General features: G+C 68.9%; 9 protein-coding genes. 7 read left to right on the forward strand and 2 right to left on the reverse strand.

Features of this window, described 5'->3' with window-relative positions; translation table 11 throughout:
• The first annotated feature begins 16 nt into the window (after positions 1-16).
• From OXG55_02970 to acnA, 4 genes are read left to right on the forward strand one after another with little or no spacing between them, the layout of a single operon-like run.
• Positions 17-1,525: an aldehyde dehydrogenase gene (locus tag OXG55_02970; GenBank protein MCY4102220.1), complete on the forward strand. Its 1,509-nt coding sequence runs from the start codon at positions 17-19 to the stop codon at positions 1,523-1,525.
• A gap of 49 nt (positions 1,526-1,574) precedes the next feature.
• Positions 1,575-2,705 carry a citrate synthase gene (locus tag OXG55_02975; GenBank protein MCY4102221.1) on the forward strand — a complete coding sequence of 377 codons (1,131 nt, stop codon included), beginning with the start codon at positions 1,575-1,577 and terminating at the stop codon, positions 2,703-2,705.
• A gap of 2 nt (positions 2,706-2,707) precedes the next feature.
• Positions 2,708-3,943, forward strand: coding sequence for a hypothetical protein (locus OXG55_02980; protein ID MCY4102222.1), 1,236 nt, complete (start codon positions 2,708-2,710; stop codon positions 3,941-3,943).
• Positions 3,940-6,609 carry an aconitate hydratase AcnA gene (gene acnA, locus OXG55_02985; protein MCY4102223.1) on the forward strand — a complete coding sequence of 890 codons (2,670 nt, stop codon included), beginning with the start codon at positions 3,940-3,942 and terminating at the stop codon, positions 6,607-6,609. Before OXG55_02980 ends, acnA begins: the two co-directional genes overlap by 4 nt.
• Here acnA and OXG55_02990 read toward each other — a convergent pair.
• Both OXG55_02990 and OXG55_02995 read right to left on the reverse strand, forming a co-directional pair.
• Positions 6,606-7,175 (reverse strand): NAD(P)H-dependent oxidoreductase, encoded by a 570-nt coding sequence (locus OXG55_02990; GenBank protein ID MCY4102224.1) that lies wholly within the window; start codon positions 7,173-7,175, stop codon positions 6,606-6,608. The genes acnA and OXG55_02990 overlap by 4 nt on opposite strands.
• Positions 7,172-7,756: an NAD(P)H-dependent oxidoreductase gene (locus OXG55_02995; GenBank protein ID MCY4102225.1), complete on the reverse strand. Its 585-nt coding sequence runs from the start codon at positions 7,754-7,756 to the stop codon at positions 7,172-7,174. Before OXG55_02995 ends, OXG55_02990 begins: the two co-directional genes overlap by 4 nt.
• A gap of 106 nt (positions 7,757-7,862) precedes the next feature.
• Here OXG55_02995 and OXG55_03000 point away from each other — a divergent pair, with 106 nt between their 5' ends.
• The 3 genes from OXG55_03000 (at position 7,863) to OXG55_03010 (ending at position 13,238) form a co-directional block, all read left to right on the forward strand.
• A complete protein-coding gene (locus OXG55_03000) occupies positions 7,863-9,146 on the forward strand; it encodes an amidohydrolase family protein (protein ID MCY4102226.1) in 1,284 nt (427 codons plus the stop codon).
• A 28-nt stretch (positions 9,147-9,174) separates the two neighbouring features.
• A complete protein-coding gene (locus OXG55_03005; GenBank protein MCY4102227.1) occupies positions 9,175-10,134 on the forward strand; it encodes an LLM class flavin-dependent oxidoreductase in 960 nt (319 codons plus the stop codon).
• 2,279 nt (positions 10,135-12,413) lie between these two features.
• Positions 12,414-13,238, forward strand: coding sequence for a hypothetical protein (locus OXG55_03010; GenBank protein MCY4102228.1), 825 nt, complete (start codon positions 12,414-12,416; stop codon positions 13,236-13,238).
• The last annotated feature ends 156 nt before the right edge of the window (positions 13,239-13,394 follow it).

A 13,394-nucleotide genomic window follows, 5' to 3' on the forward strand; every position in this document is an offset into this window, starting at 1 on the left:
AGGGCACATCATGACCATGACCGCCACGCGGGCCGAGGGCGACCAACCTTTGGGCGATCCGTTGCGCATGTTCATCGGGGGCGAGCGGGTGGAGGCGCTCTCCGGGCGCACCTTCGACTCCATCGATCCGTTTACCGGGGAGGCTTGGGCGCAGGTTCCCGAGGCGAGCGCCGCGGATGTGGACCGGGCCGTCGCCGCGGCGCGCGCCGCCTTCGACGAGGGTCCCTGGCCGCGGCTGGCGGGTGTGGAGCGGGCCCGGATCATGCGTCGCCTGGCGCGGCTCATCGAGGAGAACGCGGACGAACTGGCCACCATCGAGGTCCGCGACAACGGCAAGCTGCTGCGCGAGATGGCGGGGCAGGCGGCGCTCCTGCCGGAGTTCTACGACTACTTCGCCGGTGCCGCCGACAAGATCGGCGGCGAGGTCCTGGACTCCGCCAAGACCAACTTCTTCGTCTACCAGCTGTTCGAGCCCGTCGGTGTCGTTGGGGCCATTACGGCATGGAACTCGCCCCTCATGCTCGTGGCCTACAAGCTGGCGCCCGCTCTTGCGGCCGGGTGCAGCTTCGTGCTGAAGCCCTCCGAGCACACGTCGGTCTCGGCGCTGCGCTTCGCCGAGATCGTGGCCGAGGCCGGGGTCCCCGACGGTGTCTTCAACGTCGTCACCGGCGATGGCCCGAACGTCGGTGAGCCGCTGGTCTCGCACCCCGGTGTCGACAAGGTGGCGTTCACGGGTTCGGTTGCCACCGGCATACGCGTCGCCAGGGCGGCGGCCGAGCATCTCGCTCCCGTGTCCCTGGAACTCGGAGGCAAGTCACCCAACATCGTCTTCGCCGATGCCGACATCGAAGCCGCGGCCAACGGTGTCGTGGCGGGGATCTTCGCCGCCTGCGGGCAGACCTGCGTGGCGGGTTCCCGGCTGCTCGCCGAACGCCCCGTGCACGACGAGCTGGTCGAGCGAGTAGTGGGTCGGGCACAGGAGATCATCCTCGGGAATCCGATGGAACTGGCGACAGAGATGGGCCCGCTGGCCTTCGCCGCCCAGTGGGAGAAGGTCATGGGCTACATCGGTGTCGGTACCTCCGAGGGGGCGGAGTTGGCCACCGGCGGGCGCCGCCCGGAGCGCTTCGGCGACGGCCTGTTCGTGGAGCCCACCGTCTTCGTCGGCGTCGACAACTCCATGCGGATCGCACGCGAGGAGATCTTCGGCCCCGTCCTGTCGGTGATCCCGTTCGACGGGGAGGCCGAGGCGCTGAGCATCGCCAACGACTCGCCGTTCGGCCTCGCCGCGGGTGTCTGGACGAGGGACGTCCAGCGGGTCCACCGGATGGTGCCGCGACTGCAGGCCGGCACTGTCTGGATCAACGCCTATCGCACGATCAACTACGACGTGCCCTTCGGCGGGTACAAGATGAGCGGGCACGGCCGGGAGAACGGGCTGGAGGGTCTGCGCGAGTATCTGCACACCAAGTCCGTCTGGGTCGAGATGTCCGGCGCCACACGCGACCCGTTCAAGCTGGGTTGAGCACGGCCGGGACGCGGGTATCGAGCCGGCTGACCACGGGAGGTCACCGATGAGTGAGGACAGCCGGCCGCAGGTCACCTCCGGTCTCGAGGGCGTATTGGCCTGCTACTCGTCGGTCTGCTCCATCGACGGTCCCGGTGGCGTCCTGACCTACCGGGGCTATGACATCCGCGACTTCGTGACAGACGCCTCGTTCTGTGACGTCGCCTGGCTGTTGTGGCACGCCGACTGGCCGGACGAAGCCGAGAGCGAGGCATTCGCCGCCGAGGTTGCGTCTCACCGCCACCTGAGTGAGGGCGTGTCGGCACTCCTGGCCGCTGCGCCGCTGGACACTGCGAACCCCATGGCGGTCTTGCGCTCGGCCGTGTCGCTGGTGGGCGCGGAGGATCCCACGGCCGACGACATCTCGCGGGACGCCGTGGTGGCGAAGGCGGCGAGGCTCGTGGGCTGCCTGCCGACGATGGTTGCCGCCATGTCACGCTACCTGCAGGGCAACGAGCCGATCGCGGCCGACCCGAGCCTCGACCATGCCGCCAACTTCTGCTGGATGCTGACCGGGCGGCAGCCGTCCGAGCAGGAGTCGGGTGCCCTGAACGCGCTGCTGAACACCTATGCCGAGCACGAGCTCAACGCCTCGACCTTCGCGGCCCGCACCACCGTCGGCACGCTCTCGGACTACTACTCGGCGATGGTCTCGGGCATCGGGGCGGTCAAGGGGCCGCTGCACGGCGGCGCGGTGGACGACGCCATGGCGGTGTTCTCCGAGATCGGCGAACCCGGCGGCGTCGTGTCGTTCGTGGAGGCGGCTCTGGCGGCGCGGCGCAAGGTCCCCGGGTTCGGCCACCGCGTCTACCGCACCCGTGACCCGCGTGCGATCGCCATGGACGTCCTGGCCGCCGAGTTGGGTGCGGAGGCCGGCGAGCCGCACTGGCACGCCACCGCGAGTGCCCTGGAGGCCGAACTGCACGAGCGCAAGGGACTCAACGCCAACGTGGACTACTACTCGGCGCTGGTGCTGTATCACCTCGGATTCCCGCTGAGCATGTTCACCAGCTTCATCGTCTGCAGCCGCGTGGCGGGTTGGACGGCCCACGTGCTCGAGCAGTACGCCGACAACCGTCTCATCAGGCCCCGCGCGCTCTACGACGGTTCAGCACCGCGGCCGTACCCGGTGGGCTGAACGTGGACCGGGCGGTCCCGGCGTCGTTCTGGCGAGGGGGCACGAGCCGCGCCGTTCTCTTCCGGGAAGATGACCTGAGCGAGTTCCGGCCCGAACAGGTCGAGGCGATCATCCTGGCGGCGCTGGGCAGTCCCGACCCCGACGGGCGCCAGATCGACGGGCTCGGCGGGGGGATCTCCTCGCTCAGCAAGGCGGCCGTCGTGGGTCCCGCTCCGACCGGCAGCGCCGCCGATGTGGCATTCCGCTTCGCCCAGGTGGAGGTGGCCGAGCCGCGGGTTGACTTCACGGGCAACTGCGGCAACATCTCCGCCGCCGTCGCCCCGTTCGCCGTCAACGAGGGTCTGGTGGCGGGGGGCGGCGACGTGGCCGAGGTCGTGGTGCTGAGCCTCAACACCGGCCAGCGGTACCGGGCCCGCGTGCCGCTCAGGGCCGGTCGGTACGACCCGTCCGGGGACTTCGCCATCGCCGGCGTGCCGGGCACGGGCGCGCGACTGCGACTCGACTACCTGGATCCCGGCGGCTCGATCGGGAGGGGAGCGCTTCCCACCGGCCGTGTCCGCGAGGAGGTCGGGTTGCCGGATCTGGGCGGGGTGCCGGTGTCCATCGTCGACGTGGGCAATCCCGCCGTGTTCGTGGCGGCTGGCGCGCTCGGTGCTCCCGGCGCCGCCGCGGCGCCGCCTGCCGCACTCGACGCCGACGAGGCTCTCCAGAGCCAACTCGAAATGATTCGTTGCGAGGCCGCGGTCCGCACCGGCGTCGCCGGCTCGGTCGACGACGCCCGCCGGCACCGGCGGACCGTGCCGAAGGTGGCGCTGGTCGGCGAATCGAGGGCGTATCGCAGCACCAGCGGCGAGGAGGTTGCCGCCACCGATGTGGATCTGCTGGTCCGGCTGATCTCGATGGGGCGGACACACCGCACCCTGGCGATGACCGGCGCGATGGCTTGTGCCGCAGCGGCTGCCATGGACGGCAGCGTCGTGGCCGAGCTGGCCGGCGGCTCGATCGAGGCGACGGCGCCGGAGGCCGGCGAGCGTGCCCGAACGGCACGGCGCGTGCGCCTCGGACATCCGGCCGGCGTTCTGGCGATGGAGGTGACCGCCGAGGGTGCAGCCGGCGCCTGGCGGGTACCGAGCCTCGTCGTGGATCGGACGGCTCGCGAGATCATGCGCGGCACGGTGCAGGTGCCGCAGGCCTATCTCGACGGCGAGGCCTGGTTCGCCTCCGGTTCGCCTCCGTGAGCGCATTCGGCTCCGAAGCCGGCCTCGAGACAGCCGCCGGGGCGGTGCGCTACTACCGCCTGAGCCGCCTCGAGGAGTTGGGGCTCGCAGCGGTCGACGAGCTGCCGGTGAGTATCAAGGTGCTGCTCGAGGGCGCGCTGCGTCACGCCGAGGAGGCGCCGGGTGGGGCCGGTGAGCTGGCGGGGGACGTGCAGGCGCTGGCGGGTTGGGGTGCCGCGACGCCACCGGGGACGTCGGTGGCGTTCCGTCCCGGCCGGATGATCCTGCAGGACTTCACGGGCATCCCGGCGCTGCTGGGCGTGGCGGCGGTGCGAAGCGCCGTGCAACGAGCCGGCGGCGATCCGGAGCGGGTCGATCTCTCCACGCCGACCGACCTGGTGATCGACCACTCGCTGCAGGTGGACGTGGCGGGCTCGCCGGGCGCCGACGCAACCAACCTGGCCATCGAGTACGAGCGGAACGCCGAGCGCTTCGCCTTCGCCCGTTGGGCCGAGCAGGCCTTCGCCAACCTGCGAGTGGTGCCGCCCGGCAAGGGCATCGTGCACCAGGTGAACATGGAGTTCCTGGCCTCGGTGGTGTCGCTAGATGCGGCCGGAGACGGGGTGATGGCCCGGCCGGACACCGTCGTGGGCACCGATTCGCACACCACGATGATCGGCGGGATGGGGGTGCTCGGTTGGGGTGTCGGCGGCATCGAAGCCGAGACCGTGATGCTCGGCGAGCCGATCGATCTCGTGCTGCCGGAAGTCGTGGGGGTGCGGCTGACGGGACGGCCCGCCGCAGGCGTCACCGCCACCGACCTGGTGCTGGCACTGGCGCGTGCGCTCAGGCAGGCGGGCGTCGTGGGCGCCTTCGTGGAGTTCTTCGGCGCCGGGGTGGACTTCCTGAGCCTCGAGGACCGGGCCACCGTGGCCAACATGGCTCCGGAGTACGGCGCCACGACCGGCTACTTCGCGCCGGACGGCGAGACGCTGCGCTACCTGCGCCGCACGGCGCGATCGGCGGCGCACGTGGACCTCGTCGAGCGTTACTGCAGGGCCCAGGGGCTGTTCCGTACCCCCGACAGCCCGACTCCGGCCTTCAGCCGGGTGATGCGCTTCGACCTCGCAGACGTGGCACCGACGGTGGCGGGGCCCTCGCGGCCCACCCAGACCCTTACCTTGCGGGAAGTCCCGGAGTCACTCGCCGAAGCCCTGGCGGATCGTGGTCCGGCCCGCACGCCGGCCACCACCGGCGTGCGCGACGGCGACGTCGTCATAGCGGCGATCACGAGCTGCACCAACACCTCCAATCCTGCGGTGATGATCGGCGCCGGTCTCCTGGCGCGCAAGGCGGTCGAACGCGGGCTCACGGCGCCGGCACACGTCAAGACCAGCCTGGCGCCCGGATCCCCGGTGGTGGCGGACTACCTGGAGCGGTCCGGACTCCTGCGCCATCTCGAGAAGCTCGGCTTCGCCATCGTGGGGTACGGCTGCACCACCTGTGCCGGTGGCTCCGGACCGCTGGTTGCGCCGGTGGCAGCGGCCGTGGCGCAACACGACCTGTCGGTGGCGGCCGTGCTGTCGGGGAACCGGAACTTCGAGGGACGCATCCACCCGCAGTGCCGGCTGGGCTATCTGGCCTCCCCGCCTCTCGTCGTGGCGTACGCCCTCGCCGGAACGGTCGACATCGATCTGTCGACCGAGCCGATCGCCCTCGATCCCGACGGGACACCGGTGCTGCTGGCCGATCTCTGGCCCGACGAGGCGGAGATCCGCACCGAGACCCAGCGGGCTCTTGCCCCCGAGTTGTTCGCCGCCCGCGCCGAGGACATCTTCAGCGGCGATCCTCGCTGGCGCTCGCCGCTTGCCGAGCCGTCAGCACTGCCTTCCTGGAATCCGGACTCCACCTACATCACCGAGCCGCCCTTCTGTGACTCGGTTCCCGCTGAGCCACCGCCCATCAGCGACATCCTGGGCGCCCGGTGCCTGCTGCTGCTCGGCGACGGCATCACGACCGACCACATCTCACCCGCCGGGGTGATCGACCCCGATAGCCCGGCCGGCCGCCACCTCCTTGAACGCGGCGTGACGCCGGAGCAGTTCAACATCCTGGGGGCGCGGCGTGGCAACCACGAGGTCATGGTGCGCGCCACCTTCGCCAATCCCCGGCTGCGCAACCATCTCGCCGGCGACCGGGAAGGGGGCTGGACGGCCCATCAACCCGGCGGCGAGGTCATGGCGATCTTCGAGGCCGCCGAGCGCTATCGCCGCCGGTCGACACCCCTGGTGGTGCTGGCGGGCGCCGACTACGGCGCGGGCTCGTCGCGTGACTGGGCAGCCAAGGGCACGGCTCTGCTGGGCGTGCGGGCGGTGGTCGCGGAGAGCTTCGAGCGGCTGCACCGCCAGAACCTGATCGGTATGGGGGTGCTGCCGCTGCAGTTCGCCGCCGGGGAGAGTTGGCGCTCCGGAGGAATCGACGGCACCGAGACCTACGACATCACCGGACTGGAGGGACGACTGGTTCCCGGCGCCCCGGCCACGCTGATCGCGACCTCCCCCGGCGGGGCGTCGCGGCGATTCCCGTTGACGGTACGTCTCGACAGCGACGCCGAGGCGACCCACTGGCGCCACGGCGGCATCATCCCGTTCGTGTTCCGGCGGCTCCTGCAGGAACTCCCTGGCTAGGAGAGCTGGACCAGGCTGCGGAGCCGGCGGTCGACCCGGGCGAGGAACCCCTGGCGATCCGCCAAGCTGGAGCGGTCGGAGTCGTAGAAGGCCAGCCACTTCAACCGGCAATGCGCCGGGCAGAGCAGGTGCAGGCTGCGTCGCAGGAAGTGCAGGCCCGCCTCGCCCTGGACGGCGTTGACCCACTTCGAGGAGCCGTGGCTGGTGACCGCCGCCACGTAGCGCAGGTTCGCCAGGAGCTCGCGGCTCGCCGCGGTCGTCTCCGGCCTGCCGGGTCGCGGCGTGGATCCGCCGGCCACGACGTGCTCGAGCCAGCCGGTGAGCATCGCCGGCAGGCCGCTCCACCAAGTGGGGTACACCAGCACCAGGGCGCAGGCGGCGCTCAGGGCCTCCTGGTGCGCGACGACGGTCGCCTCCTCGGCGTCGGTCGGGGAGAACCCGTCGGCGTACAGGTCCAGCAGCTGCGGCTCGGCTCCGGCATCGTCGAGCGTCTCGATGACCTGCGCCGCCACCGCCGCCACGAAGCTCTCCGGCACCGGGTGGCAGAGGACGACGAGCGTGCTCACAGTCCCACCAGGACGCGGTCGAGCTTGGCTGCGAAGCGCCGGCGCGTCGCGGCGACACGCTCGGGCCGGGTGTCGTAGAGCGCCACATAGCGCCGGCGGCAGCGCGGGTTCACGATCAGCCGCATCGTCCGCAGCAGGATGCGGCGCCCGCCGTCGCGGCTGCGGAACACCTCGGACCGGGTTCGATCGTGGATGGCGATCACTGCCAGCCGGCGCACCCCGACGAGGCCTCGCTGCAGCTTGCCGTCGACGAGGTGGAAGCCGACACCGGGAACAAAGGTGCGGTCCACGAAGCCTTTGAGGCGAGGCGGCATGCCGGTCCAGCGTGCCCGGTAGACGAAGACCAACGCTTCGGCGGCACTCACCCGCGGCCCGAAGTCGGCCACGTCAGGCTCCACGAGGGGCTGTCCGGAGTGGTAGGCCCGTCGTCCGGCGGCGGTCATGGCGGCGTTGAAGTCACCCTCGTGCAGGTCGATCAGGTCGACATCGTGATCCGCCGAGGCGAGCGCCGCCTCGACCGCCCGGCGCAGCCCGCCGTCGTCGATCTCGGGCTCGTCGGCCAGAACCAGCACCACGCGCACGGCCCCATTCTGGCAGTCCCGCAGTCCCCGGCCACCAGCGAGGCCGGTTCGCATGGCCGCCGACTGGTGGCGGGGGCTTGACCGCGGCGGGCTACCCTCGGCGCCGGTGCGCGCATCCTGCATCCTGGCCGATGCCCTGCTGCCCGACGGGCGGCGGGTGGACGTGACCGTCGTCGACGGGGTGGTCACGGCGGTGGAGGAGGCACGGCCGCCGGACGAAGTCGCTGCCGGGGCCGGCGCGAACAAGAGCGGCGCGGCGGCCACGGAGCTGCGCGAACGTCACAACCTCGGGGGGATGCTGCTGCTGGGAGGCCTCGCCGAGCCGCACGCCCATCTCGACAAGGCGCTGTCGGCGGACGTGGTGGTGAACGCCACCGGTGACTTGATCGGCGCCGTTCAGGCCTGGCAGGCCCACCGGGGCGGCATCAGCAGCGAGAGCACGATGGCCCGGGCGCTTCGAGCGGTCGAGATCGCCGCCGAGCATGGTGTCACCGCGATCCGCAGCCACGTCGACGTCGGCGCCGACATCGGCGCCCGCGGCGTGGAGGCGCTGGTCGCCGTGCGACGGCTGTGCCTCAGGCTCGTGGACCTGCAGCTCGTGGCGCTGGTCGGCGTGCCTCTGACGGGTCCCGAGGGCGCGGGGAACCGGCGTGCGCTGGCGGCCGCCCTCGCTGCCGGAGCCGACCTGGTCGGCGGTGCCCCCGCGCTGGACCCGCGCCCGGCGGAGTGCGTGGCGATCTGCTTGGACGCGGCCACCGAGGCGGGACTGCCGATCGATCTGCACATCGACGAGACGCTCGATCCGAGTGCTCGCACCCTGGTGGACCTGGCGCGCGGTGTTCGGGACCGGGGATTCCCTCATCCGGTCACGGCCAGCCACTGCGTGAGCCTCGGAACGATGCCCGAAGCCGAGCAGCGCCAGGTCGCCGCATCGGTGGCTGCGGCGGGCATCGGCGTGGTGACCCTCCCGCAGACCAACCTGTTCCTCCAGAGCCGGGGCCTCCGCACGGCGCCGCCGCGCGGCCTCACGGCCATCGAGGCGCTGTCAGAGGCGGGCGTGCGGCTCGCCGGCGGCGGCGACAACCTGCAGGACCCCTTCAACCTGATGGGCCGCGGCGACCCGTTCGAGACCGCCTCCCTTCTGGTGACCGCCGGGCACATGCCCCCGGCGGCGGCGCTGGCGGCGGTCTCCGGCGAGGCCCGGGGCGTGATGGGGCTTGCGCCGGCGGGGGTTGAACCCGGCGCCGTTGCGGACTTCGTGGCGGTGGCGGCCGGGTCGGCGCGCCAGGCAATCGCCGCGGCACCGGGGACTCGGCGCACGTTCAAGGCGGGCCGGCTGGCTGCACAGACCACTCGCACCAGCGTCGTCGGCCGCGAGCCGTCGGCGTGAGGCCGCCGGCTGCGCCGCGGGGACCGGAATGAGTCCCGCCGCTCCCTCCATCCCCTGGGGTGTGTGGTTCGAGCCGACCCAACCCGTGCGGCGGCTCGTGGATCTGGCGAAGCTCGCCGAGGGATTGGGCGCGGAGGTGTGCCTGGTGGCCGACGAGGGCACCGAGCGCGACGTCTACGTGGCGCTCGCCGCGATCCTCGCCGCGAGCGACGATCTGGTGGTGGGTCCGGCCATCACCAACCCCTTCTCGCGCCATCCCGTCACGACTGCCGCCGCGGTGGCCACGCTTGCCGAGATGGCGCCGGGGCGCGTGTGGCACGGGCTCGGCGTCGGCGGCAGCCGGGTGCTGGCTCCCCTGCAGATCGAGCCGCAGCGGCCGTTCACGGCTCTCTCCGATGCCTTCGCCGTGAACCGGCGGTTGCTCAGCGGACGCCGGGCCGGTGACGCCCACCTGGGTTGGTTCCGCGGCACCGTGCCGATGGCGGTGGCGGGGCGGGGCCCGCGCGTGCAGCGGTTTGCAGCCGCCGAGGCCGACTGGGTGATCCTTTCGGCCAAGGCGCTGGCCGACCTGCCCGATGCGGCCAGGACCATCCGCGGCGGAGGAGCCCGCGTCGCCTGGTCGGCCTACCTGGCCTACGACGACACCGAGCGGCGCCGCGCCCTGCGCCACTTCGCCTACATGGCCCTCGACGCGCCCGCCGAGGCCCGCCGCCAGGTCGGCCTCGACGAACTGCGGGCGGCCAGAGTGCGCCGCGCCATGCTCGCCGGACGCTTGGACGAGGCCGCCGAACACCTCCCCGAGTCGCTGCTCGACCTCTACGCGGTCACCGGCACACCCACCGACTGCGCCGCCCGGATCGCCGGCCTGCGCGACTCGTTCGACCTGTTCGCGCTCCCCATGAACGACGAGGAGACCTGCGAGGCCCACATCGAAGCCTCCGCGGCGATCCTCGCCCGCGCCGCCGGCTTGGTCGCGGCGTCACCCTGACCTGACGCGGTCAGGGCGCCGGTCGACGATCCGCGCCCTGCGGGAACCTCTGCACGACCGTGCCGGTCGCGGTCCGGAGCGAGCCGAACATCGACTCCCCGGCGTCAATGCCGGCTGCGACGCGCGGCCCTCGGGCGGGAACTGCTAACCTCCGCCGGACTTTTCGGAGGCGGCCGGTATGCGCGTATCTCACACAACCCGAACCGCCGCGGCGGCGGGGGGGGGGGGCGTGTCAGCGCCCCTCCGACCGGTATCCCGATAGCCTGCATCCTCCGCTAGATCCTCACCACCCGCCGGAGGCGTCGGCGGGTTCCGGTCCTGTCTTCACACCCGCGCCGGTCTGCCTCGCACGCCGCCTCCGGGATGCCGTTCTCTCTGCCGGGCCTCGCGCCGTGGTGCCGCTCGGTGTCGCCGCGCGCATCGGTTCGTCACGAAAGGAAACCGACTCATGCTGAACCTGTCGACCTCCAAGCTGAAGTCCGGCTGCGCCGCGCTCACCGTGTGCGTGCTCGCTGCGGTAGTCGTACCGATCGCAGCGTCAACTCCAGTTCGTGCGCAGGATTGGATCGTCGACGACAATCCAGAGTTCTACGACGAGATGGGGAACTATAGCTGGTTCACGCCGCCTGCGAATGTCAACAGCACTGGCTATGGAACCAACGGTTTTCGGTTCACAATCGCGATCGGCAACGATCCCCGCGAGATGACCGACAGTTGGGCGCAATGGAACATAGGGTACGTGAATGGCATCTACGAGATCGAGGTGTGGATACCCTCTGCTTGGGCGACGGCCCATACCGGATACGAAATATGGGAGGACAGCTCACGCATTGACACTGCATGGATCAATCAGCAGAATGTAAGCGGCTGGCAGCCTCTTGGAACATATGACTTGGGTGGGTACCTCAGGGTCTCGGTCTACGATGCCGTCACACAAGACGACTACCGCACCGTCGGCATCGCAAATGCCCGGTTGGCTGTGGACGCACTCCGCATGCGGCGAGTGGATGCCAATCCTCAACCGGCACCCCCGCCTCCTCCTCCGAGCACCGTACCGGGTCCGCCTCGAAATCTGAGTCTGGTGCTGACTGATGCTGATTCATTTCACATCGACTGGGATCCTCCGTCGGACGACGGCGGGTCTCCCATCACCGGGTATGGCGTCGCTGCCCAGCACGCCGGTAGCGGCGACATATCCGGTTGGTCCACCGTCGGGACTTCGACCAGTTTCGATGGTGTTGTTGGTGCGACCTATACCGTAGAAGTCTGGGCCAAGAACAGCCAAGGGAGCGGATCTGCACAACGTGCTCAGATCACAATCCCATCGACTGGCGACGTGCCAGGACCACCGCGTAATCTGAGATTGACCCGCACCGGCTCCAGTGGAGTCCGGATCACATGGGGCGCACCCGCGAACGACGGCGGCTCAAGGGTTACGAGATACGTGCTCAGCCTATGGAGACCTGACGGGTCGACGAACTCATGGTCCACGACGAATACTCAGTATCAGTTCAGAGGTGACACCGACGCATTCTACACAGTAAGCGTCGTCGCAGAGAACAGACACGGCCCGAGTATCCCCGTAAGGGAGAGCATCTATATCGAACCGGACGAACCAGGATCATCGCTCCCAGATGGAAGCTCGACCGCCGAACGTTCAGTTACGATATCGCTTGGCCCCAACAATTCAGGCGGCAACTATTGTCCCTACTCGTCTCTGGCTTGCCGCTGGGTCAACATCAATCTCAAGAACTTCCCGGCTGGCACGTACTTGACCCGCTGCGTGTGGTGGCACAGCGAGTCAAGTTCGGAACGAGTGCCGATTGCCGGAAACATCAATCACAGTGGTAGCAGCTCTGCAAACTGGATAGGTACTGCTCATTCAACGTACGGGAGGGACGATCGGTCCACGTCACTATCGATGGCGTCAGGTCCAACACCATCAGCTTCCCGGGTAGGGATTCAGGCAGCGCTCCGCCTTCAGCCCGCTCTCAAAATGGCGACTTGCCTCCAACGATGGATAATGACAACGCGTCTATAGGGTCAACCGACGCGAATCGACCGGGCGAGCCGCGGGACTTGAGGGTTGACGTGGATCGCGGCGGACCGACTGTCTCGTGGAAGAGGCCCTTGGATGGGGCCGCTCCGACTGGCTATACGGTCACCTATGAGCGCGACGGGCTGTCTGCCAGCATTGGGCCATGGGAGGAATCGCACCGGATCGACGGGATGTCACCGTCCATAGAAGACCAATTCGTCGGGGAGACGTCACATATCGCGTGACGGTGGTGGCGCATAACGCGCATGGGGACAGTTCGGAGGTAAATGGCCAATTCACCACAGTCGGTCAGTATGCACACTTACCTGTCGTCAGAATTCCCGAGATGCGAGATTCGGCGAAGGATGAAGTACCTCAAGTCTTGGAACGCTACAGTAGAGATTGGAACAAGCATGGCTGGGGAGGCGGAACAGGAAATCCGTGTGGCGTATTCGGTGGTTGCGCGGCAGAGGACGGGTTTTGGCATACGTCAATTTCTCAACGTGATGACTTCGCATCTACGTATGTGTATTGGGATGACTTTGGCCGCACGCCGCTCCGTGGCACATACTCAGTTGAGTTCTTTCTTCCGGAGAAGTCTGCCTGGAAGCAGGATGGGCGTCGAGATCGCTTCACGGCAAGTGCAATTGCCAAGTACACAATCTATGAACGGCAATCTTGGAGTGATGACTGGCGGGTCGTCGGCTACTTCACCATTGATCAAGGTGAAGTAGAAGGGAATCTCGACACTCGAAGCTTGTCACTATCAATGAATCCAACTGAACGCTCCGAGGCTTCATTTGAGACTCGTGAGTATGACAATCGAACACGTGGCTATCGTGCAACGGGCGGCACGTGGGTCTTGGAAGGTGACGTTAGAATCAGGTTACAAGGAAAGGATGGTGAACTAGCTGCTGATTCGCTACGTCTGGTCCAAAGAGATCTTCTGCCGATTGATAAGGAGATCGCGATCTCAAGGTGCCAAGAAAACGTGATAAATGTCATAACAAAGCTTGGATGGATCGGTCTGGCCGTTGATCTCATCGTTAGCCTAGGAGACTGCTGAGCAAGTGGGGTCGGTGTCGGGGCTTGGGGCGCCGGCGGGTGTCGGGGTGCCGGTTTGGGCGGGGTTTTGTGCGGGGCGGGGCGCCGTCGGTGCTTTTGGGTGTCAGTGGGCGGTGTGGAGGGTGAAGGCGCCGTGTTGGTGGGTGATGCCGAGGTC

The organism is bacterium (assembly GCA_026708055.1).
GTDB lineage: Bacteria > Actinomycetota > Acidimicrobiia > Acidimicrobiales > CATQHL01 > VXNF01.